The sequence below is a fragment of the Streptomyces sp. NPDC046859 genome, from assembly GCF_040645135.1.
Taxonomy (GTDB): Bacteria; Actinomycetota; Actinomycetes; order Streptomycetales; family Streptomycetaceae; genus Streptomyces.
Genome location: NZ_JBEYXR010000002.1, coordinates 57,094 through 78,356, shown reverse-complemented (window position 1 = coordinate 78,356; position 21,263 = coordinate 57,094). Strand labels below are relative to the sequence as shown.

Sequence of the window (21,263 nt, the reverse complement as noted above, 5' to 3'; positions counted from 1 at the left end):
CGGTGAAGGTGTCCGCACCGTCGACCGAGTCGTGCCGCGCGACCGGCCGCCGCTTCTCAGGGTGGCCGGCCAGACATGCCAGCTCACCACACGCACGGGGAGAGACAGTCGCCGTGCTCGGGTGACACAACCCCCCTTTCGAACCGGACACTTCACCGGGCCGCCCAGGGGCGGGCGGTCCACCGGACGAGAGGGACCGACTCATGAGTTCTGTGCTGCGCCCGGCGGTCGCGGGCCACGATCCGTCACCGGCCGGGTACCGGCCCGTCTCCTCACACCTGGCCATCGCACCGCCGGTGAGCGTGGTGATCCCGGCCATGAACGAGGCGGAGAACCTTCCGTACGTCTTCAAGACCCTGCCGGACTGGATCCACGAAGTGGTGCTGGTGGACGGCAACTCCACCGACGCCACCGTCGAGGTCGCCCGTGAGCTGTGGCCCGAGGTCAAGGTCGTGCGCCAGCGCGGCAAGGGCAAGGGGGACGCCCTGATCACCGGGTTCGAGGCGGCCACCGGCGACATCATCGTCATGGTCGACGCGGACGGCTCCGCCGACGGCAACGAGATCCTCAGCTATGTCTCCGCCCTGGTCTCGGGCGCGGACTTCGCCAAGGGGTCCCGGTTCGCCAACGGCGGCGGAACCGACGACATGACGTTCATCCGCAAGCTGGGCAACTGGGCGCTGTGCACGGCCGTCAACCGCAAGTTCGGCGCCCGCTACACCGATCTCTGCTACGGATACAACGCGTTCTGGCGGCACTGCCTGGACAAGATCGACCTCGACTGCACCGGCTTCGAGGTCGAGACCCTGATGAACATCCGGGTCGTCAAGGCCGGGCTGAAGGTGCAGGAGATACCGAGCCACGAGTACCTCCGCATCCACGGCACCAGCAATCTGCGGGCCGTCCGCGACGGCCTGCGGGTGCTGAGGGTCATCCTCAAGGAGCGCTCCAACCGGCGTGCGCTGCGCCGCCGCAGCGCCGCCGCGCACTCCCCCGTGCTGGCCTCGGTCGGCTCGCGCTCCCAGGCCCGGGGAGAGACGTCTTGAGCGGTCCCGGCATCTCCGTCGTGATCTGCGTCTACACCGAGGACCGCTGGGAGGACATCCTCGCCGCGGTCTCCTCGGTGCGGGCGCAGGCGTACCCGGCCCTGGAGACCCTGCTGGTCGTCGACCACAACGAGGCGCTGCTGGACCGGCTGGCCAAGGAGTACAAGGAGACGCCCGAGGTGCGGGTGCTGGCCAACGCGGGTCCGCGCGGCCTGTCGGCCGGCCGCAACACGGGCATCGCGGCGTGCCGCGGGGAGGTCGTCGCGTTCCTCGACGACGACGCCGTGGCCGAGCGGGACTGGCTGACGTACTTCGCGGCCGGGTACGACGACCCGCGGGTCATGGCCGTCGGCGGGCGCACCGAGCCGATCTGGGCGTCCGGCCGCCGGCCGGACTGGTTCCCGGAGGAGTTCGACTGGGTCGTGGGCTGCACCTACCGGGGTCTGCCCGGCGGCCGGACGACGGTGCGCAACGTCCTCGGCGGCAACGCCTCCTTCCGCCGTACGGCGTTCGACGTCGCGGGCGGTTTCGCGACCGGCATCGGCCGCGACGGCGACCGGCTGCCGCTGGGCTGCGAGGAGACGGAGCTGTGCATCCGGCTCACCCGGGCACGGCCCGGCGCGGTGCTGCTGATCGACGACCGCGCGATCATCCACCACCGGGTGCCCGGTCCGCGGGAGCGCTTCCGGTACTTCCGCACCCGCACCTACGCGGAGGGGCTGTCGAAGGCCCTGGTGGCCCGCAGTGTCGGCGCGGACAAGGGACTGGAGTCCGAACGCCGGTACACCACACGGGTCCTGCCGGCCGGGGTGGCGCGCGGTCTGCGGGACGCGCTGCTCGCCCGGCCCGGGGGCGCGGGGCGGGCGGGCGCGATCGTGGCGGGGGTGCTGACGGCGGCGGGCGGGTACGTCGTCGGGAGTGTCCGCGCGCGCCGGGGCGGCGCCACGTACGCGGTGGCCGGGATCGAGGGATCGCCGGGCGCCGGAGGGGGGACGGGATGAGCGAGTCGCGGGTGCCGATCCTGATGTACCACGCGGTGTCCAGCGCGCCGAACGACGCCACCCGGGAGCTGTCGGTGGCTCCGGAGGCGTTCGCGGAGCAGATGGCCCTGATCGGCGACCTGGGCCTCACGCCGGTGCGTACGGCGCAGCTCGCCGAGCACTGGCGCTCCGGGAAACCGCTGCCCGAGCGGCCGGTGCTGATCACCTTCGACGACGGCTACGCGGGCGTGCACCGGCACGCCCTGCCCGTGCTGCGCGCCCACGGCTTCACGGCCACGGTGTTCGTCTCCACGGGCTGGCTGAAGGGCCCGCACGACATGGGCGGCGGCCTGGACACCATGCTGGACTGGGAGCAGGTACGCGAACTGGCGTCCGCCGGCGTCGAGATCGGCGGTCACAGCCACACCCACCCGCAACTGGACCAGCTCCCGGACGACCGGCTCCGCTCGGAGCTGATCCTCTGCAAGGAGATCGTCTCGGACCACCTGGGCACCGCCCCGGCCTCGTTCGCCTACCCGTACGGCTACTCCAGCCGCCGGGTGCGTGAGGCGGTGCGGGAGACCGGGTACGCCCAGGCGCTCGCCGTCAACAACGGCCTCGCCCGGCGCCGGCAGGGGCCGTACGCGCTCACCCGGCTCACCGTGCGCCGCGCCACCGGCATCGAGGAGTTCGGCCGGCTGGTCGAAGGCCGTGCCGTCGCCCGTACGTTCGCCAGGGACCGCGCCCTGACCAAGGGGTACGCCGTGGTCCGCAGAGCCCGTCAGGTCCGCCGGAAGGCCATCCGTACCCGTGTCTGACACGACGACCACGACCGAGCCCGCCTCGACCGACGCGCCGGCGCCCGGGCGGCCGGGGCGCCGCCTTCGCCTGCCCGGTCTGGGCAGGTCCTCCGGCGGCAGCCAGCTGTTCCGCAACGCCTACGCCCTGATGATCAACACCGGTGTCTCGGCGGTGCTGGGACTGGGCTTCTGGCTGGCCGCCGCCCGCTACTACTCCGAGTCCGCGGTCGGCCAGGGGTCGGCCGCGATCGCCGCGATGAAGTTCCTCGCCGGGCTGACGGCGGTGACGCTGACCGGGGCGCTGGCCCGGTTCATCCCGGTGGCCGGGCGGTCGACGGGCCGTCTGATCCTCCGTACGTACGCCGGAAGCTGTGTGGTGGTGGCGCTGGCCGCCGGGGTCTTCCTGCTGACGCTGGACCTGTGGGGGCCGTCGTACCGGTTCCTGCACGGGCCGCTGAACGGGCTGTTCTTCGTCGTCGCCGTCATCGCCTGGAACCTGCTCACCCTCCAGGACGGGGTGCTGACCGGACTGCGCAGCGCGGTGTGGGTGCCCGTCGGCAACACCGTGTTCTCGGCGGTGAAGCTGGGGCTGCTGGTGGCGTTCGCGGTGGCGATCCCGACCGCCGGCGTCTTCCTGTCGTGGGTGGCGGCGATCGCGGTGTCGGTGCTGCCGCTGGGCTGGCTGGTGTTCCGCCGACTGGTGCCCCGGCACATGGCGGCGACCGAGGACCACGCGCGGCCGCCGTCGCTGCGGGAGGTCGGCCGGTTCCTGGCCGGGGACTACACCGGCTCGCTGTTCTCGCTCGCCGTCGTCTACCTCATCCCGGTGATCGTGGCGGCGCGGGTCTCCGCCGAAGACAACGCGTACTTCTACATCACCGCCACCATCGGCGGCACCGTCAACCTGCTCGCCATCAACATGGGCGCCTCCCTGACCGTGGAGGGCTCGCACGCCCCGGGGCGGCTGGCCGCCGACACCCGGGCGGCGCTGACCCGCATGGCCCGCATCATGCTGCCGGTCTCGGCGGTCCTGTTCTTCGGGGCGCCCTGGATCCTGGGCGTCTTCGGCGCGGGCTACGCGGACGCGGCCACCCCGCTGCTGCGCTGGTTCGCGGTGGGCGGGCTGCTGCGGGTCGTCATGGAGACGTACTTCGCGGTCCTGCGGGCGCAGAGCCGGACGGCCGGACTGGCGTGGCTGCAGGGGCTGTTGTGTGCCCTGGTGCTCGGGCTGACGCTGCTCCTGCTGCCCCGGATGGGCCTGACGGGCGCCGGGGTCGCCGAGATCGCCGCGCTCTCGGTGATCGTGGCGATCGCCGCGCCCCGGCTGTACCGGACGGTGCGGGGCTCCGGGGCGGACGTGCCCGAGGACGCGGCCCCCGACGGGGACCTGGCCGACCTGGGGACCCGGGAGGCGTCCGCCGGGGCGCGCAAACGCGGGCCCGGCTGGGCGCTGGACAGCGACACCCTCGCGCTGGGCATCCACGTCGACTTCGACCATCTGGAACGCCGGCCCGACGTCCGGCCCGGACCGGGCACCCCGCCCACGGGCACTCCGCGCGTGCGCCCGGAGCACCGGCCCGCCTGGGCCCGCGCCGCGGAGGCCGGGCTGCCGGTGGAGTCGGGGCGCGAGCCGGGCTCGGAGGCGTCGGCGGGTCCCGCCGAGGTGGACGCGCCGTTCGAGGACGCGTTCGACGCGGGCAAGGGCGAGGTGACCGCCGCCGTGGAGGAACCCGACGAGACCGCCGCGCCGCCGGAACCCGGAGCGGCACCGGAGCCGCCCGGTCCGGGGGAGCCGCAGCGGCGGTGGGGCGCGCCCGCGGGCGGCCGGCGCGAGCGGCTGCTGCCGACCCGGGTCGGCGTCGTGCTGGGCTGCCTGCTGGTCGCGGCGCTCCTGCTGTACTGGGTGCCCGCGCTGCGGCTCGGCGAGAGCGACCTGGACCGCATGGGCGGGCTCGGGCTGATCTCGGTGCTGCCGCCGCCGACGCTGCTGGGGGCGGCCCTGCTGGCCGTCGTGTTCGCCTCGCTGCTGTGGCTGAACCGCGAGCACCGGGCCCTGCTGCTGGTCACCCTGCTGGCGACGGTGGTGTCGCTGCACGCCCTGCCCGCGCTGATCGAGACCGAGCCGCGGTTCGCGACGGCCTGGCAGCACCTGGGCTTCCTCGACTACATCGACCGCACCGGCTCCGCCGTCCCGGATCTGGACGCGCGCTGGAGCTGGCCGGGATTCTTCGCGGTGGCCGCGTTCACCGCGCGGGCCTGCGGGGTCGACGATCTGACCGAGGTGGTCCGCTGGTGGCCGACGGCCGTCCAACTGCTGTACCTGGTCCCGATGTTCCTGCTGGTGCGCCATATGCGGGCGAGCTGGCGGGCGAAGTGGACCGGTGTCTGGGTCTTCGTCCTCGCCGGCTGGGTGGGCCAGGACTACTTCTCCCCGCAGGGCTTCACCTATCTGCTGTACCTGGTCTTCGCGGCGGTCCTGCTGGTCTGGTTCCGCGCGCCGCGCGTGATCTGGACGCGGCGCCGGCCCGGCGAGCTGGAGGTGGAACCGGCGAACCGGCGGCAGCGGGCCGTGCTGCTGGCGGTCGTGATGGGGCTGTTCGCGGCCAGTGTCCCGGCCCACCAGCTGACGCCGTTCGTGATGCTGGGCGTGGTGACGGCGCTGGTGCTTCTCGGCCGGTGCGAACTGCGCGGCCTGCCCGTCCTGTTCGGCGTGATGGTGACCGCCTGGATCGGCTTCCTGGCCGAGCCGTACTGGTCGGGGCACTTCGACGAACTGTTCGGCGGGGTCGGCGGGGTCGGCGGCAACGTCACCTCCTCCGTCTCCGGCAGGATCGAGGGCGGCAGTTCGACCCACCGGCTCGTGCTGTACGTCCGTGTCCTGCTGGCCGGCGGGGTGATGGCGTTCGCCTGCTGGGGCTGGTGGCGCCGGCGCTTCCACCACTACCGGGAGCGCTCGCTGCTCATCCTGACCTTCGTGCCGTTCCTCGGCTTCGGCATGCAGTCGTACGGCGGTGAGATGGCGCTGCGGGTCTTCATGTTCGCCCTGCCCGGGGCGGCCCTGCTCACGGGGCTGGCCCTGTTCCCGCGGACCGGCGTCACCGCCGAGGAGCGTGAGCGGGACCGGGTGAGTCTCGCCCCGCTGGCCGCGCTCATGGCGGGGCTGGTGCTCATGGGCGGCTTCCTGGTGGCCCGGTGGGGCAACGAGCCGTTCGAGCGGGTGCGGCCGGGCGAGGTCGCCGCCATGGAGTACGTGTACGCCCATGACGATCCGAGTCTGCGTCTGCTGTGGCTGAGCAGCGATCCGGTCGAGGACGTGACGCCCGCGATGCCGTGGGGCGCCCGGGACATGGAGAAGGTCTCCTATCTGCCGACGCAGGCGCCGGCCGACCCGGTCCTGGTGTCGGGCCTGGTGAAGGCGCTGAAGGACGCGGGCCCGAACTCGTATCTGATGGTCAACCGCGGTCAGGTCACCTTCCTGCGGCTGGACGTGGGCTACTCGCCGACGTGGGAGACCCGGCTGCTGCGGAACCTGGACCGGCGGCCGGAGCTGAAGCGGGTCTTCGCCAACGCGGACGTGACGATGTACGCGCTGCGCGAGCAGCCGGCGGGCGCGGTGCCGAAGGCCGATCCGGGTCCGGTCGGGCCGCAGGTGACATGGACGCCGTGGTCGGTGGTCGGCGGTCTCGCGGCCGTCGCGCTGATCCTGCTGCTGGCGGCCCGGGAGATCGTGCGGGTGGCGACCGCGCCGAGCGTGCGGCAGCTGAGCCGGCTGCAGAGCAGTTTCTGGTTCTCGCTGCCGCTGCTGGCGGTGCTGCTGGCCTCGCTGGTGCAGCGGTTCCTGACGATCAAGTGACGGGTGCCGGGTGGCTCAGCGCTCGAGCCACTCGACCTGGTAGGCGTGCAGGGTGACCTTCCTGCCGTCGACCCGGGCGCTGATCTGCCGGTCGCGGGTGTTGACGACCAGCATCGTCTCGCCGGTGGCCAGCACCCGCACGCCCGCCCCGTCCACGGGCACCCGCTCGAACCGGGTGCCCGGCCCGAACTCCTCGCCGAACCGGGAGAGCAGTCCGTACATGGGCAGTTCGGCGCCGCCGCGTGTGGCCCCGGTGGGGGTCCACAGACAGCCCGCGCAGGCGGTGCCCTTCTCGTTCTCCGGGTTCCAGTAGAACGCGGAGGTGGTGCCGCCCTCGGCCAGCGCGATCAGCCCGGTGGCGTGGACGGCGACCCGGCGGGCCTCGGACCAGCCCTCGCGTTCGTCGTCGCCGTCGGCCGGCTCGACGTAGTACTCGGCCCACCACAGCGGCAGGTCACCGGTCTGCTCGCGCACCCACCGGCTGACGTCGGTGAACTTGGCGGTGGCCGCGAACTCGTCGGGCAGCAGTTCGTCGTCGCGGGTGTAGCTGGAGCCGTCCACGACGACGAAGTCGGCTCCGGCCTTGTGCTCGTTCCAGTACCGGAAGGCGTCGACGGTCCGCTGGTCGAGGGCGCCCCACGGGCCCCTGAGGGCTTGGGACGCCTCGTGCGCGCGGGGGTCGACGCTGTCCATCACCAGGTAGGGGCCGCCCACCATGATGTCCCGGTCGACCTTCTTCAGCGCCCGGTAGACCAGGTTGTAGAGCTTCGTGTAGCCCTCGTGGTCCCAGCGGGCCTCGGCGTCGTTCCAGAACCCCTTGAACTCGTTCCAGACGACGAAGTGCCGTACGTCCGGGTAGCGTCTGGCGACCGTCACGGCCAGCGCCGCGTAGTCGTCGTAGTGCTCGGGCTCGGGCGCGCTCTCCAGGGCCGCCTGGCTCCAGTCGGTCGCGTCGACGCCGGGCTCGCCGCCCTTCATCCAGTCCGGCGCGCAGCACAGGGTGACGACCGGGGTGCCGCCGGAGGCGCGCACGAAGTCGATACGACGGTCCATCGCCTCGAAGTCGTAACGCCCGCGCACGGGCTCGGGGTTGTCGGCGCCCCAGCCCATGATGTGCTGGATCTGCGGCAGTCCCCCGTCGTCGGCGATCCGGCGCTCGACGCGTGCGACGGCGGCCGGGGCTCCCTCGTCGGCGCTGTGCTGGGTGTGCGTGAACCCCCAGCCGACCTCGGGGTCGCGCGCGTGCGGCGCGGCCGTCGGGGTGCCGTGCACCTTGTCGCCGTCGCGTGTGGTGCCGTCGGCGTCCACGCCGTTGCCGGGAAGTGTGCTCAGGAGGGTCACGATCAGGGCCAGAGCCGCCGCGCCCACCCCGAGCAGCGCGGTGAACCGCCACCGCCGTGCCTCCGAATTCCACCCATGACGTCCCATCAAGGACAACGGTAACGGGGGTGTCGGCCGCCTGGGCAGGTTTCCGCGGCACAGGGTGCCCCAACGGCACGGGACGGGGACGCGACGGGGAAACGGCGTGCACGGCGACCCGCTGTGACGGATCATGGCCGCATGTCTGCGAACCCACACGACGCTCTGCCGATCAGGCTCAACGTCGACGACAGCGACTCGCCGTCCGACGTCGTCGACGCGCTGTTCCTCGGCCGCTTCGCGACGGGCGAGCAGCCGTACGCGCACGCGGCGAACATCGACCGCGTCCGGTCCGGGGCGACCCTGCTGCCGCCGGGCGCGCGGGTGCTGCGCGCGGCCCGCGACGACGACCGCAGCGCGACGCTGGCGGAGGGCGACGGCTGGACGCTGCTCGTCTCCCGCTGGAACCGCGGCGCCGACGTCACCGTGACCGCCACCAGCGAGGACCTGGCGGCGCGCGTCCTGAGCGAGGCGACGGACGGCGCGGCGGACGAACCGGAACCGCAGCCGGAGAACGTGACCATGGGCTTCTGGTACGTCTCCCCGCGGCGCGGCCCGCACCGCACGACCCGGCAGATCTCCGCCGGTACCTGGGAGGAGGTGCGGGCCAACTACACGGCACCGGTGGCGGACGCGATGGACCGGCTGATGAAGACGACGCCGGAGGACATCGCGGGCCGTCTCCTGCTGCTGCACGGCCCGCCCGGCACCGGCAAGACGTCGGCGCTGCGGACCCTGGCCCGCTCGTGGCGCGACTGGTGCCAGGTGGACTGCGTACTGGACCCCGAGCGCCTGTTCGGCGACGTCGGGTACCTGATGGACATCGCGATCGGCGAGGACGACTCCACGGGCAAGGGCCGCTGGCGGCTGCTGCTCCTGGAGGACTGCGACGAACTGATCCGGGGCGAGGCGAAGCACACCGCGGGCCAGGCCCTGTCGCGGCTGCTGAACCTCACGGACGGCCTGCTGGGCCAGGGCCGCAACGTCCTGGTCGGCGTCACCACCAACGAGGACCTGGAGCGGCTGCATCCGGCCGTGGTCCGCCCGGGCCGCTGTCTGGCCCGGATCGAGGTGGGGCCGCTGACCCGTCCGGAGGCGATCGGCTGGCTCGGCACGGACGAGGGCGTGGGCCGTGAGGGCGCCACCCTGGCGGAGCTGTACGCGCTGAAGCGGGGCACCTCGCCGACGTCGCTCCCGGACCCGCGGGACGGCGCCGACGCGGGCCTGTACCTGTGACGGCGTTCCCGCCCCCGGCCACCCCGGATGCTTTGATGGACGCATGACCCTGTTCGTCGGCACCTCGGGGTGGCAGTACCGGGACTGGCGGGACGTCCTGTACCCGGCGGACGTGCCCATGCGGCGGTGGCTGGAGGAGTACACGGCCCGGTTCGCCACGGTCGAGCTCAACAACGCCTTCTACCGGCTGCCGTCGCGCGAGAACTTCGAGGCCTGGCGCGAGCGGGTGCCGGACGACTTCGTGTTCGCGGTGAAGGCGAGCCGCTATCTGACCCACATCAAGCGGCTGAAGGAGCCCGAGGAGCCGGTGCGCCGGCTGATGACCCACGCCGAGGGCCTCGGCGACCGGCTGGGCCCGGTCCTCCTGCAGTTGCCGCCGACCCTGCGCGCGGACGCCGGGCTGCTGGACGCCTGCCTGGCGTGCTTCCCGTCCGGCGTCCGGGTCGCCGTCGAGCCCCGGCACGACAGCTGGTGGACGTCCGGCACGCGGGACGTCCTGGAGGCCCGGGGCGCCGCCCTGTGCTGGGCCGACGTGGGGTCGCGCCCGGTGACCCCGCTGTGGCGCACCGCGGGTTGGGGGTACGTCCGCTTCCACGTGGGCCGCGCCCGGCGCTGGCCGCACTACGGCCGGCAGGCGCTGGACACCTGGGTGCGGCGCATCGCCGGCACCTGGTCCGCCGGCGAGGACGTGTACGCGTACTTCAACAACGACCCGACGGGCGCGGCGGTCGAGGACGCCATGGCGTTCGCCCGGGCGGCGCGCAGGGCGGGCCGGGAGCCGACCCGTACGCCGGAGCGCCTGCTGGGCCCGGCGCGGGACGCGGCTCAGTCCTCGTAGGCCGCCCGCAGCGCGTCCCGTACGGCCTCCAGCGCCGCGTCCTCGTCCAGGCCGAGCCTGCGGACCCGCTCGGCGTAGACCTGGGCGGCCGATGCCGCCTCCCGTTCCGCGGCCGATCCGGCGGCGGCCACGAACGTGCCGTTGCGTCCCCGTGTCTCGATCACCCCGTCGTTCTCCAGCGCCCGGTACGCCTTGGCGACGGTGTTGGCGGCCAGCCCCAGCGACTGGGCGAGCCCGCGCACGGTCGGCAGCCGGTAGCCCACCGGCAGTACCCCCGACCGTGCCTGCTCGGAGATCTGCGTCCGCACCTGTTCGTACGGCGCGACGGCACTGTCGTCGATGTGGATCTTCAAGGTCACAGGCCGATTGTCCCGTACCCGCCGGAAAATGGGAGGCACCGCCGGCAGGTCCCCGATTAGCGTGCGCGCCATGACCGTGATCGTGCGCGACCTCCGCATCGAAGACCCCGACGACGTCGAGCGGTTCGTCCACTGCCGCCACCTCGGTCTTCCGTACATCCTGTGGAACGAGGACGCGGTGCGCCACCGCCAGGCGCATACGCACCCCGGCGCCCACTACCGCTCCCTGGTGGCGGAGGAGGACGGCGAGACGATCGGCACGGCCCAGCTCGGACTGGCGTACGACAGCCCGGAGCCGGGCCAGGGCTACCTCAACGTCTATGTGCGGCCGGACCGCACGGGGCGCGGCGCGGGCAGGCTGCTGGTGCGGGCCGCCGAGGAGCATCTGGCGGCGCGGGGCGCGACCAGGCTGTTCTCATGGGTCCTGGACGAGCCGGAGCATCGGGCGTTCGCCGAGCGCCGCGGCTACCGGCCCAGCCGTTCCTCGCACTTCCTGCGCCTGGACCTGGCCGGCGGGGCACTGCCCCCGCTCCAGGACCCGCCGCCCGGCGTGGAACTGCGCACGGCCGCCGACTTCGCGGACGACCCCCGCCCGCTGTTCCTCCTGGACGCCGAGGTGACGTCGGACGAACCCGGCGATGTGCGGGCCGAGTTCGCCGACTACGAGGTCTGGCTGCGCGAGACCTGGCGGCACCCCCTCCTCGACCCCGACCTCACCTCGGTCGCGGTGGTCGACGGCCGCCCCGTCGCCTTCAGCGCCGCCCACACGGACCGCGCCGGCCGCTACGCGACGGCCATGACCGGGACCGCGCGCGCCTTCCGCGGGCGGGGCCTGGCCAAGCTCGCCAAGAACCACTCCCTGCACCGCGCCCGCGCCGCGGGGTACGGGGAGGCGCTGACCGGCAACGACAGCGACAACGCACCCATGCTGGCGGTCAACCGCTGGTTCGGGTACGAGATCTGCGCGACGGAGGTGCGGCATGTCCGCGAACTCGGCTGACCGGCCCGGCCGGCTGGACGTGGTGCTCGTCAAGGGCGGGCGTACGAAGATCCGTTACGCGGCGGAGTTGCTGGACGACGACGGCGTCCGTATCGCCGTCCGCGCCCCGTGGGCGGGCTCCGGGGTCCGCGACTTCGGCTTCGTGCGCTTCGAGCCGGGCGACGTCTTCACCGAGTACTACTGGCGCGACCGCTGGTACTCGGTGAAGGAGGTCCGGGCCGCGTCGGGCGCCCGCAAGGGCTGGTACTGCGACGTCACCCGTCCGGCCACGCGGTCCGGCGGCGAGCTGGTGGTGGAGGACCTCGACCTGGACCTGTGGTGCTCGGCCGACGGGGCGGAGGTGCGCCGGCTCGACGAGGACGAGTTCGCCGAGAGCGGTCTGACCGAGGCGGACCCCGAGGCCGCCGCCGCGGCGGTCGCCGCCCTGGACGCGCTGGAGGCGCGCGCGAGGGGCGAGGGCGGCCTGGAGTCGCTGCTCGGCTAGGGCCTTTCGTTTGGATCAACCCGGCTGTGGCCGACGGGTCTGGCACGCGCATCTGCGGCGTTGTCGTCACCCGCTGCCGGCTACGGCACGGCGACGACCGCGTACCGCTCGTCGGTCACGGTCCTCCCCCACAGCCGGGCGTCGTCCGACAGATGCTCCACGCGGGCGTCCCCGGCGAGGGGGGCGAGCAGGCCGGTGAGCCGGTCCGCCGGTATGCCGACCGGGCTGACCGTGCCCCACACCCCTTCCACGAGCACCAGCCGCCCTCCGGGCCGCAGCAGGCCCGCCCAGTGCCGCAGCACGCGCGCGGGATTCGCCAGCGTCCACAGGACGTGCCGGACGAGCACGGCGTCGAAGCGGTCCTCGCCGACCGGTGGCGCCGCCGCGTCACCGACGAGGAACACGGCGTCACGTCCGGCGAGCTTGGCGCGGGCGCGCTCCACCATCGCCGGGGACAGGTCGACGCCCGTCACCCGGTGTCCTTGCTCGGCCGCGAGCAGCGAGAGGCTGCCGGTGCCGCAGCCGACGTCGAGGACGTCGCCGGGACGGTCGGGCAGCCAGGAGCGCAGCCGGTCCGCCCACGCCTGCCGCACCTCGGGGTCGCGCAGGCCGTGGTCGGGCTCGTCGTCGAAGGCGGGCGCGGCCGCGTCCCAGTCCGTGTACGCGCTGCTGAGTGGCTGTTCACCGTTGGTCATGGACCCAGCGTGACACCCGCCACTGACAGCGGGATTCGTGACGGCCGCCACTGACAGGACCTGCGGCGATGAGGAACTCTCCCCGGACCCGTCTACCTCCGCGCCGACGCGGAACACGGTAGGCACTGCACTGAAGGAGGCAGCCATGCACCGGACGACCGTGCAGAAGCCCCTGAAGAAGTCGGACGCCCGCAGGGTCCGCGAGGAGGCGGACCAGTCCCCGTCGGGACGGCCCGAGATCCGCAAGGACATCGCCCGCACCTGGTGGCCGGAAGGCTGAGACGCCAGGCCGTGAGCCGGACCCGACCGGATCAGCCGAGCCGCTTGCGGTAGTGCAGGCGATCGTAGGGACCGCTCACGCGCCGCTCGACGAGCTCGTAGCCGTACCTCGGGTAGATCTTCTGGTTCTCCCACATCAGCGCGTTGGTGAAGAGCCTGACCTCGGGCAGGCCGAGCGCACGCGCGTGCGTCTCCACGAACCGCAGCAGCCGTCCCCCGACGCCCTGCCCCTGGGCGTCGGGGTGCACGGCGACGGTGTCCAGGTACAGGTGGTCGGGGTACGCCTGGACGACGACCAGCCCGGTGACGGGCCGGCCCGTCACATACACCTTCCCCGCCGCCACGTTCGCCGCGTGGTCGGCCTCCATGGGCACGGGGACGACCCCGATGCGCTCGATGTACGGCGTGAACGCCGCATCGGTCACCGCCTTCACGGCCGGCACGTCGGCGGCCGTGGCCGGCCGGATCTGCTCGCTCGTCATGGGACGACGGTAGCTACCTGATCCCAGGCTGAGCGGTTCCTTAAGGCGACCCTAAAGATCGCCATCACCCCTCTCCGGCAGGCGATTTCGGCGTCCGTTCGGGCTAACTTCTGATCGCCCCCACGGGATTCACCCCCTGCACCAGGCCCCTGAGGAGATCCGCCATGCCCGCACGCCGCAAGGCCGCCGCCGTCGCCGCGCTCGGTCTGACGCCGCTCGCCCTGACCGCACTCGCCGCCGCGCCCGCCTCGGCGCACGGGTCGATGGGCGACCCGGTCAGCCGGGTCTCGCAGTGCTACGCGGAGGGCCCGGAGAGCCCGAAGTCCGCGGCGTGCAAGGCGGCCGTCGCGGCCGGCGGCACCCAGGCCCTGTACGACTGGAACGGCATCCGCATCGGTGACGCGGGCGGCCGGCACCAGGAGCTGATCCCGGACGGGAAGCTGTGCAGCGCGAACAACGAGGAGTTCAAGGGGCTGGACCTGGCCCGTGCGGACTGGCCGGCGACGAGCGTGAGCAGCGGGTCGTACACCTTCAAGTACCGGGTCACGGCCCCCCACAAGGGCACGTTCAAGGTGTACGTCACCAAGCCCGGCTACGACCCGTCGAAGCCGCTGGCCTGGGGTGACCTGGATCTGGCGAACCCGGTGGCGAGCGCCACCGACCCGGTGGCCGAGGGCGGCTTCTACACGTTCTCCGGCTCGCTGCCCGAGCGGTCGGGCAAGCAGGTGCTGTACGCGGTCTGGCAGCGCTCGGACAGCCCGGAGGCGTTCTACTCCTGCTCGGACGTCACCTTCGGCGGCAGCGGCGGGGGCACGGCGGGCGGCGGTTCCCCGGCGGCGCCCGAGGCGTCGGCGGCGCCGAGCGCGTCCGCGCCCTCCGAGGAGCAGATCGAGGCCGGTACGGAGAAGTCGACGGTCGAGCACGGCGGGCACGGGGACCAGGACGCCCGCACGTCTGCGGAGCCGGCCGCGGCCGAGGACACGCCGTCCGCCGCGGCGAACCGGCCGAAGGCCGCGAGTGCCGGGGAGAACCTTGCGGAGACGGGAGGGGACGCCTCCACCGGGTATCTGGCGGTGGGCGGGGCGGCGACGCTCGCGCTGGGTTCGGCGGTCCTGTTCGCGTCGGTGCGCCGGCGGGCGGCGGGGGGCGCCCGGCACGGCGGCTGATCCCTCGGGTTCCGGGGCCTGAACGGCGGCTCAGGCCGGTCAGGCCCCGGCGGTGTGTCCGCGGTCAGCCGCTAACTGATCGCGGACGCGCAGGTGGTGGGGGTGGCGTGGGCCGGGTCGAGCGCGTTGGCCACCTCGTGGAAGGCGATGCGGTCGGTCAGGCCCAGGAGGGCGTGTTCGGACAGGTCGATCGCGCACTTGTCCTGGATGAGGACGTTCGTCACGGAGGAGCCGGACAGGAACTGGGTGCGGTGCGGGGTGACCACCTCGTCGTACTTGGTGGCGATGACGGTGTAGCGCACGCCGGGGACGGTGTCACCGCCCGCGTTGAGCCGGTTCATGAAGTCGGACCCGGCGACCTGCTGGGCGAGGGCGGGGGTGGCGGCGTTCAGGAGGTCGCCGGCGCCGGGGAAGTACGGCAGCAGGTTGGCGAGCCCGGACAGGGTGGTGCCGTGGTTGTTGGGCGCGATGCCGACGAGGGCGTTCACCTTGGGTCCGCCACCGAGGAACTTGAGGTAGTAGCGGGGCATCATGCCGCCCTGGGAGTGGCCGACGAGGTCGGCCTCGGCGGCGCCGGTGGCCGCGAGCACCTTGTCGACGAAGGCCGACAGCTGTTCGGCGGACTTGTCGATGGGGCCGAGGGCGTGGAAGAACGGCACGCCGGGCAGCTGGCCGTAGTCGAGGGAGAAGACGCAGTAGCCCCGGTCGGTGAGGTAGGGGGCGAGGACCAGCCAGTTGTCGACGGAGTTGGCGAAGGTGCCGTGCACGAGGACGACGGGGTGGGGGTGGGCGGCGGAGGGCTTGCAGGAGTAGTCGTTCCAGCCGCTGCTGGGTGCTGCCGCCGTCGGGGCGGCCTGGGCGGTGGTGGCGGGGACGACGGCGACCGCGGCGGTCAGCAGCAGTGCGGTCAGCGGTCTGAGCGCTCGTTTCCAGGGCAGCATCGGGTGATCTCCTCGCGGCTCAGGGGGGAGGTGCGACGGCCTTACGCCCTGTGATCCGGATCACGAAGGATGCTGTTCACTCGTCAAGTTACGGGCGAGTAGCAGTGGTGGGAAGTTACGTGTCGGTAAAAACTTCCAGTGGTAACCAGGGGTTCTGATAATGGCCCTGACAGGCCGTCACCAACTGGGGCGAACCGGGCCGTGCGGGGCGATCCGCGTCAGCCCGTGCAGCAGGACCCGCAGGTCGGCTTCGCCCAGCTCCTCGGCCCAGGCCCCCACGACCTCCGCCGCCGCCGCCTCGGCGGCACGGGTGCAGGCCCACCCCCGCTCGGTGAGCACGACCAGCCGGGCGCGCGCGTCACCGGGGTGCGGACGGCGCTCGGCGTAGCCCTTGCGCACGATCTCGTCGACGAGCTGGCTCGCGGCCTGCTTGGTGACACCGAGATGGGTGGCGAGCTCGGTGACCGTGGCGCCGTCCGGGGCGAGCCGGGCGAACGCGAACCCGTGCGCGGGCCGCAGTCCCTCGAAGCCCCGGGCGACCACGCTGTCGTGAATGCGCCGGGTGAGGTCGCCGGCGGCGGCGAGCAGGGCGGCGGACAGGGCCATGGCGTCGGAGTTCTGCACGCGGGCATTGAAACACCCTTGACCTGTCGGTCAAGCAGCTTGACCATATAGTCAAGCTACTTGACCATTGTGAAGGAGTCCGTCATGCCCGTCGTCCGTCCGTCCGACGCCGTGGTGCACGAGATGCACGGCGCCCGTTTCGTCTCGTACGCCACCCCGCGCACCGGCAGCCGGGAGCTGTGCGCCTGGCGCGGTGAGGTGCCGGCCGGCACCCGCGCGCCCGCGCACACCGTCAGCAAGGAGGAGATCCTGCACGTCCTCGACGGCGAACTACGCGTCACCCTCGACGGGGAGACGACCCGCGTCACCGCGGGCGACACGCTCATCGTCACCGCCGGTGCCACTCTCACCGTCGAGAACCCGGGCGCGCGTCCCGCGATCACCTGGGTGACCACGCTCGTCGGCCTGGAGGCGGAACTCGCGGACGGGACGCGCATCGCGCCCCCGTGGGCCCGCTGAGGGTCAGGCGGCCAGCGCCCCCGGCAGCATCGCGCGCGCCCCGAACTTCGCCCGCACCCGGTCCGCGACCTCCTCGACGCGGCGCGCCTTCTCGTCCACCGGGTCGAAAGTGAGCTGGTACGAGGCCCGTTCGGCCGGGTCGAGACCCTCGGCGCGCAGCGCGACCGCCCGGACGCGGGCGCGCTCGAGGCCCAGGGCCTCGTACAGGCCGTAGGCGGTCCTGGTGAGCGCCACCGAGTGGGCCGTGGGTTCGGCCAGGGTGCGGCTGCGCGTGGTGGAAGGGGAGTCGGCGTGGCGCACGGTGAGGGTCAGGGTGCGGCAGACCTTGTCCAGGGCGCGCAGCCGGGCGCCCAGTTCCTCGGCGGCGGAGAGCAGTGCGCGGCGGTGCCGTCCGGGGTCCGGTTCGTCGCGGGTGAAAGGGCGTTCGGTGGCCAGCGAGCGGGACACGGCGTTCGGGACGACCCGGCCGCGGTCGATCCCGCTCGCCTTCTCGCGCAGTTCCCGGCCGGCCCGGGCGCCGATCAGCCGCTGAAGGGTGGGCAAGGGCGCGGCGGCGACCTGGCCGAGGGTGTCGAGCCCGTACGCGCCCAGGGTGCGGACGGTGGCCGGGTCGACGCCGGGCAGCGTCGCGACGGGCCGCTCGGCCAGGAACTCCGCGAGGGCGTCCGGTTCCCCGGGTGCCACGCCGGTCACGCCGGGCCGGGCGTCCCGCAGGGCCACGCGGGCCGGCATCGGTCCGGGGCCCGCGCCGATCGCGCAGTCGATCCCGAGGTGGGCGAGGGCCCGCACCCGGATCATCGACGCCAGTTCGACGGCGTCCCGCCCGAAGTACCGCTCGGCGCCGCGCAGATCGGCCAGCACCATGTCCGGGGGCAGCGCCTGGACGACGGGCGTGAAGTCCTCCAGCAGTCCGAGCAGTCCGAGCAGGGCCGTCTCGTCCCCGGTCGGCGGCTGGAAACGTACGCAGAGGATGGTCATCCCGCACTCCCCGGACTCTGGTGCCACAACTTCCGTCCACCCGCGGGCCCTTCGCCCGCGGGACGCAGATCGGCCCAGGGGTGCATCTCGTACCCCGTGGACATGCGGATCGTCCGCTGCCGCTCCATGCGGTCCTGGGCCGCGGAGCCGGCCGGCGCGGGCGCCCCCTCCGATCCGGCGAGGCGGCGGCGCGCCGCTCCCTCGCCGTCGGCGCCGGGGCCGCCCCCGGGGCCGCCGTCACCGGCCAGCCGGGCGGCGACGCCCTCCAGCCCCTCGCGCCGGCGCACCTCCAGCAGGTCCGCGAGGTTCCAGGCGGCGGAGCCCACGACGCTGAGGCTGCGCGGCCCGCGCCGCTGCACGACGCCCCGCACCAGCAGCAGCCAGGAGTGGAAGACGGTGTGGGCGCAGGCGTCGTGCGAGTCGTCGAAGAAGGCGAGGTCGACCAGGCCCGTCCCGTCGTCGAGCGTGCTGAAGATGACCCGCTTGCCGGACCGGATCGGCGGGGTCTGGGTGGCCGCCTTGGCGCCCGCGACCAGCACGGTCTCCCCGTGCCGCGCCTCCCGCAGCCGGCGCGCGCCGACCACGCCCAGCTCCTGGAGGAACTCCCGGTGGTCGTCCATCAGATTGCGCGAGGCGTCCATCGACAGCACTCCCAGCTCGGCGCTGAGGCGCTCCTCCGAGGTCAGGTCGGGCAGTCCGGCCGGGGCCGTCCGCCGGCCGCCGGCCAGCGGGAGCTGGTCCCCGCCGCCGCCCCGGGCGCCCCGGTGCAGTTCGGTCAGGTGCAGTTGCAGGTCCCGCCGGTTGGCACCGAACGCGTCCAGCGCGCCGACCTGGGCGAGCCGCTGGGCGAGCGGGCGGCTGGGGCGGGCCCGCTCCCAGAAGTCGAGCAGGGAGGCGTACGGCTGCCCGGCCGCGATCCGGGCCGCCTCGGCCTCGCTGATGCCGTGCACGTCGGAGAGGGCGAGCCGCAGCCCCCAGGTGCCGCCGGACTCCCCTGAATCAGACACCAGTTCGGTCCGATGGGTGACGCCCGAGACGTTCACGTCCAGCGGCAGGATCGGCACCCCGCGCCGCCTCGCGTCCGCCAGCAGCAGCCGCTTCGGGTACATCCCGGGATCGTGGGTGAGCAGCCCGGCGTAGAAGGCGGCCGGATGGTGGGCCTTCAGCCAGGCCGACTGGTAGGTCGGCACGGCGAAGGCGACCGCGTGCGCCTTGCAGAAGCCGTACGACCCGAACGCCTCGACGATCTCCCAGGTGCGCCCGATGGTCTCCGCGTCGTACCCCTTGGCGGCCGCGTGCTGGGCGAACCACACCCGGATCCGCCCCTGCGACTCCGGGTCGGAGAGCCCGCGCCGCACCCGGTCGGCCTCGTCCCGTCCGCAGCCGGTCATGAGGTGCACGATGTCGATGATCTGCTCGTGGAAGACGACGACCCCGTACGTGTCGCGCAGCGGTTCCGCCAGGTCAGGGTGCGGGTAGCGCACCGGCGCCCGCCCGTGCCGGGCCTCGATGAACGGCCGCACCATGTCGGCGGCGACCGGTCCGGGCCGGAAGAGCGAGATGTCCACGACCAGGTCGTGGAAGGTGGCTGGCTGGAGCCGTCCGACGAGGTCCCGCTGGCCCGGCGACTCGATCTGGAAGCAGCCGAGCGTCTCGGTGGACCGGATCAGCCCGTAGGTCGCCGGGTCGCCGTCCGGCACCCCGTCCAGGTCGATCCGCTCGCCCGTGGCCCGCTCCACCTCGGCGACCGCGTGCGCCATCGCCGACTGCATCCGCACCCCGAGCACGTCGAGCTTGAGCAGCCCGAGGTCCTCCACGTCCTCCTTGTCGAACTGCGACATGGGCAGGCTCTCGCCGCTGGTCGGCACGACGGGCGTCCGGGAGTGCAGGGAGGCGTCGGACAGGAGCACCCCGCACGGGTGCATGGCGATGCCGCGCGGCAGGGCGTCCAGCGCCTCCACCAGCTCCCACAGCCTGCCGTACCGCTCCCGCTCCCCGGCCAGCCGGCGCAGCTCGGGCAGTTCGTCCAGGGCCGCGCGGGCGTCCCGGGCCCGGATGTGCGGGAAGGACTTGGCGATGCGGTCGATGTCGGCCGGGTCCATGGACAGGGCCGCGCCCACGTCCCGGATCGCGTGCCGCACCCGGTAGGTCTCCGGCATCGAGACGGTCGCCACCCGCTCGCTCCCGAACCGGTCGATGATCGCGCGGTACACCTCCAGCCGCCGTGCGGACTCCACGTCGATGTCGATGTCCGGCAGCACCAGCCGCCGCTTGGACAGGAAGCGCTCCATCAGCAGCCCGTGCTCGACGGGGTCGGCGTGCGCGATGCCCAGCAGGTGGTTGACGAGCGAGCCCGCGCCGGACCCCCGGGCGGCCACCCGGATCCCCATGGCCCGTACGTCGTCGACGACCTGGGCCACCGTGAGGAAGTAGGAGGCGAACCCGTGGTGGGCGATGATGTCCAGCTCGTGGTGCATCCGCTCCCAGTACGCCCGCCGCCCGTCGTAGCCGCGCCGCACCATTCCGGCCACCGCCCGGGAGGCGAGCGCCCGCTGGGCGGTGCGCCGGCCGGCGCCGACGAGATACGGCTCGGGGAAGTGGACGGTGCCGATGCCGAGGTCGTCCTCGGGGTCGACGCGGCACTCGGCGGCGGTCGCCCCGGTCTGCTCCAGCAGCCGGCGCGCGGCGTCGCGCCGGAAGCCCGCCGCCTCCACGACCCGCTCGGCGACCCGCTCCATCTCCTCGGCGCCCTTGAGCCAGGCTTCCCCCGAGTCCCGTTCCCCGAGGGCGTCGACCGGCACGAGCCGGCGCGCGGCGTCCAGCACGTCGGCGACCGGTCCGAGGCCGGGGTCCGCGTACCGCACGGCGTTGCTCAGCACGGGCCGGACCCGCTGCTCGGCGGCGAAGCCCACGGTCCGGGCGGCGAGCCGCAGCGACCCCGGCCCGGTGCCCTGGCGCCCGTGCCACACGGCCTCCAGCCGCAGGGCGTCGCCGTAGGTCTCCCGCCAGGGCTCCAGCAGCCGGGCCGCCCGGTCGGGACGACCGGCGGCGAGCGCGCGGCCCACGTCGGACGCGGGTCCGAGCAGGACGGTCAGCCCGTCCCCCCGGTTGTCCGCCCGGGGCAGCAGGGGTGGGCCGTCGCCGCGGTGGGCGGCGGAGACGAGCCGGCACAGGTCGGCCCAGCCGTGGGCCCCGTCCCGGGCGAGGAAGGTCACCCGCTGCGCGGGTTCCTCGACGAACGCGCCGCCGCGCACCGGGGTCCGCCGGCGCCCCGCCGCCTCCCCGCGCGGCGCGGACTCCTCCACCGCCAGCTCGACGCCGTACAGCGGGCGCACCCCGGCCGCGGCGCAGGCCTTGGTGAAGCGGACGGCGCCGGAGAGCGAGTCGCGGTCGGTGAGGGCCAGGGCGTCCATGCCCCGCTCGGCGGCCCGCTCGGCCAGCCGCTCCGGATGAGAGGCGCCGTGCCGCAGGGAGAAGCCGGAGACGGTGTGCAGATGCGTGAAGCCCGACACACGCACCTCCCTCGCGGGCCCGAGATCGACCCTCGAACATCAGTTCCCTACTCCCTCACCATAGACCATCTCCGCGCCCTTTATCGAACACCCGTACGACACTCATTCGGCC

General features: G+C 73.5%; 19 protein-coding genes. 11 read left to right on the top strand and 8 right to left on the bottom strand.

Annotation, left to right across the window (positions count from 1 at the left end; all coding sequences use genetic code 11):
* Nucleotides 1-203: 203 nt before the first annotated feature.
* Genes ABZ899_RS02725 through ABZ899_RS02710 form a run of 4 tightly spaced genes read left to right on the top strand, consistent with a single transcriptional unit; the run spans nucleotide 204 to nucleotide 6,679 of the window.
* Nucleotides 204-1,046 (top strand): glycosyltransferase family 2 protein, encoded by an 843-nt coding sequence (locus ABZ899_RS02725; RefSeq protein WP_361339736.1) that lies wholly within the window; start codon nucleotides 204-206, stop codon nucleotides 1,044-1,046.
* Nucleotides 1,043-2,047: a glycosyltransferase family 2 protein gene (locus tag ABZ899_RS02720; RefSeq protein ID WP_361339733.1), complete on the top strand. Its 1,005-nt coding sequence runs from the start codon at nucleotides 1,043-1,045 to the stop codon at nucleotides 2,045-2,047. Before ABZ899_RS02725 ends, ABZ899_RS02720 begins: the two co-directional genes overlap by 4 nt.
* A complete protein-coding gene (locus ABZ899_RS02715) occupies nucleotides 2,044-2,844 on the top strand; it encodes a polysaccharide deacetylase family protein (RefSeq protein ID WP_361339730.1) in 801 nt (266 codons plus the stop codon). The genes ABZ899_RS02720 and ABZ899_RS02715 overlap by 4 nt, the downstream gene beginning before the upstream one ends.
* Complete coding sequence (locus ABZ899_RS02710; protein ID WP_361339727.1) at nucleotides 2,837-6,679, top strand: lipopolysaccharide biosynthesis protein; 3,843 nt, start codon at nucleotides 2,837-2,839, stop codon at nucleotides 6,677-6,679. Before ABZ899_RS02715 ends, ABZ899_RS02710 begins: the two co-directional genes overlap by 8 nt.
* A gap of 15 nt (nucleotides 6,680-6,694) precedes the next feature.
* Here ABZ899_RS02710 and ABZ899_RS02705 read toward each other — a convergent pair whose 3' ends face one another.
* Nucleotides 6,695-8,107 (bottom strand): xylan 1,4-beta-xylosidase, encoded by a 1,413-nt coding sequence (locus tag ABZ899_RS02705; protein ID WP_361339724.1) that lies wholly within the window; start codon nucleotides 8,105-8,107, stop codon nucleotides 6,695-6,697.
* Between the two features lie 114 nt (nucleotides 8,108-8,221).
* On the opposite strand from ABZ899_RS02705, the gene ABZ899_RS02700 reads away from it, so the two are divergent.
* Together ABZ899_RS02700 and ABZ899_RS02695 are read left to right on the top strand one after the other, a co-directional pair.
* Nucleotides 8,222-9,334: a DUF5925 domain-containing protein gene (locus tag ABZ899_RS02700; RefSeq protein ID WP_361339721.1), complete on the top strand. Its 1,113-nt coding sequence runs from the start codon at nucleotides 8,222-8,224 to the stop codon at nucleotides 9,332-9,334.
* Nucleotides 9,335-9,377: 43 nt separating this feature from the next.
* Nucleotides 9,378-10,172 carry a DUF72 domain-containing protein gene (locus ABZ899_RS02695; RefSeq protein WP_361339718.1) on the top strand — a complete coding sequence of 265 codons (795 nt, stop codon included), beginning with the start codon at nucleotides 9,378-9,380 and terminating at the stop codon, nucleotides 10,170-10,172.
* On the opposite strand, the gene ABZ899_RS02690 is transcribed toward ABZ899_RS02695, so the two are convergent.
* On the bottom strand, nucleotides 10,160-10,531 hold the full coding sequence (locus tag ABZ899_RS02690) for a GntR family transcriptional regulator (RefSeq protein WP_361339715.1): 372 nt from the start codon (nucleotides 10,529-10,531) through the stop codon (nucleotides 10,160-10,162). The genes ABZ899_RS02695 and ABZ899_RS02690 overlap by 13 nt on opposite strands.
* A 70-nt stretch (nucleotides 10,532-10,601) precedes the next feature.
* Here ABZ899_RS02690 and ABZ899_RS02685 point away from each other — a divergent pair, with 70 nt between their 5' ends.
* Together ABZ899_RS02685 and ABZ899_RS02680 are read left to right on the top strand one after the other, a co-directional pair.
* Complete coding sequence (locus ABZ899_RS02685) at nucleotides 10,602-11,531, top strand: GNAT family N-acetyltransferase (protein WP_361339713.1); 930 nt, start codon at nucleotides 10,602-10,604, stop codon at nucleotides 11,529-11,531.
* A complete protein-coding gene (locus ABZ899_RS02680) occupies nucleotides 11,512-12,015 on the top strand; it encodes a DUF402 domain-containing protein (RefSeq protein WP_361339710.1) in 504 nt (167 codons plus the stop codon). Before ABZ899_RS02685 ends, ABZ899_RS02680 begins: the two co-directional genes overlap by 20 nt.
* A gap of 80 nt (nucleotides 12,016-12,095) precedes the next feature.
* Here the strand turns inward: ABZ899_RS02680 and ABZ899_RS02675 are convergent, their stop codons facing one another.
* Nucleotides 12,096-12,710, bottom strand: a complete 615-nt coding sequence (locus tag ABZ899_RS02675) for a class I SAM-dependent methyltransferase (protein WP_361339707.1) — start codon at nucleotides 12,708-12,710, stop codon at nucleotides 12,096-12,098.
* 145 nt (nucleotides 12,711-12,855) lie between these two features.
* Here ABZ899_RS02675 and ABZ899_RS02670 point away from each other — a divergent pair, with 145 nt between their 5' ends.
* A complete protein-coding gene (locus ABZ899_RS02670) occupies nucleotides 12,856-12,990 on the top strand; it encodes a hypothetical protein (RefSeq protein WP_361339704.1) in 135 nt (44 codons plus the stop codon).
* A 31-nt stretch (nucleotides 12,991-13,021) separates the two neighbouring features.
* Here ABZ899_RS02670 and ABZ899_RS02665 read toward each other — a convergent pair whose 3' ends face one another.
* Nucleotides 13,022-13,471: a GNAT family N-acetyltransferase gene (locus ABZ899_RS02665; protein WP_361339702.1), complete on the bottom strand. Its 450-nt coding sequence runs from the start codon at nucleotides 13,469-13,471 to the stop codon at nucleotides 13,022-13,024.
* Nucleotides 13,472-13,635: 164 nt separating this feature from the next.
* Here ABZ899_RS02665 and ABZ899_RS02660 point away from each other — a divergent pair, with 164 nt between their 5' ends.
* Nucleotides 13,636-14,637 carry a lytic polysaccharide monooxygenase gene (locus ABZ899_RS02660; RefSeq protein WP_361339699.1) on the top strand — a complete coding sequence of 334 codons (1,002 nt, stop codon included), beginning with the start codon at nucleotides 13,636-13,638 and terminating at the stop codon, nucleotides 14,635-14,637.
* A gap of 71 nt (nucleotides 14,638-14,708) precedes the next feature.
* On the opposite strand, the gene ABZ899_RS02655 is transcribed toward ABZ899_RS02660, so the two are convergent.
* Nucleotides 14,709-15,578, bottom strand: a complete 870-nt coding sequence (locus ABZ899_RS02655) for an alpha/beta fold hydrolase (protein ID WP_361339696.1) — start codon at nucleotides 15,576-15,578, stop codon at nucleotides 14,709-14,711.
* Between the two features lie 177 nt (nucleotides 15,579-15,755).
* Nucleotides 15,756-16,202 carry a MarR family winged helix-turn-helix transcriptional regulator gene (locus tag ABZ899_RS02650; protein WP_361339693.1) on the bottom strand — a complete coding sequence of 149 codons (447 nt, stop codon included), beginning with the start codon at nucleotides 16,200-16,202 and terminating at the stop codon, nucleotides 15,756-15,758.
* 84 nt (nucleotides 16,203-16,286) lie between these two features.
* Between ABZ899_RS02650 and ABZ899_RS02645 the strand changes: the two genes are divergently transcribed.
* Nucleotides 16,287-16,661 (top strand): cupin domain-containing protein, encoded by a 375-nt coding sequence (locus ABZ899_RS02645; protein ID WP_361339690.1) that lies wholly within the window; start codon nucleotides 16,287-16,289, stop codon nucleotides 16,659-16,661.
* 3 nt (nucleotides 16,662-16,664) lie between these two features.
* Here the strand turns inward: ABZ899_RS02645 and ABZ899_RS02640 are convergent, their stop codons facing one another.
* Both ABZ899_RS02640 and dnaE read right to left on the bottom strand, forming a co-directional pair.
* Nucleotides 16,665-17,639, bottom strand: a complete 975-nt coding sequence (locus tag ABZ899_RS02640; protein ID WP_361339687.1) for a hypothetical protein — start codon at nucleotides 17,637-17,639, stop codon at nucleotides 16,665-16,667.
* The gene (gene dnaE / locus ABZ899_RS02635; protein WP_361339684.1) at nucleotides 17,636-21,151 is read right to left on the bottom strand and encodes a DNA polymerase III subunit alpha; all 3,516 of its coding nucleotides are present in this window, start codon (nucleotides 21,149-21,151) and stop codon (nucleotides 17,636-17,638) included. Before dnaE ends, ABZ899_RS02640 begins: the two co-directional genes overlap by 4 nt.
* Nucleotides 21,152-21,263 lie beyond the last annotated feature (112 nt).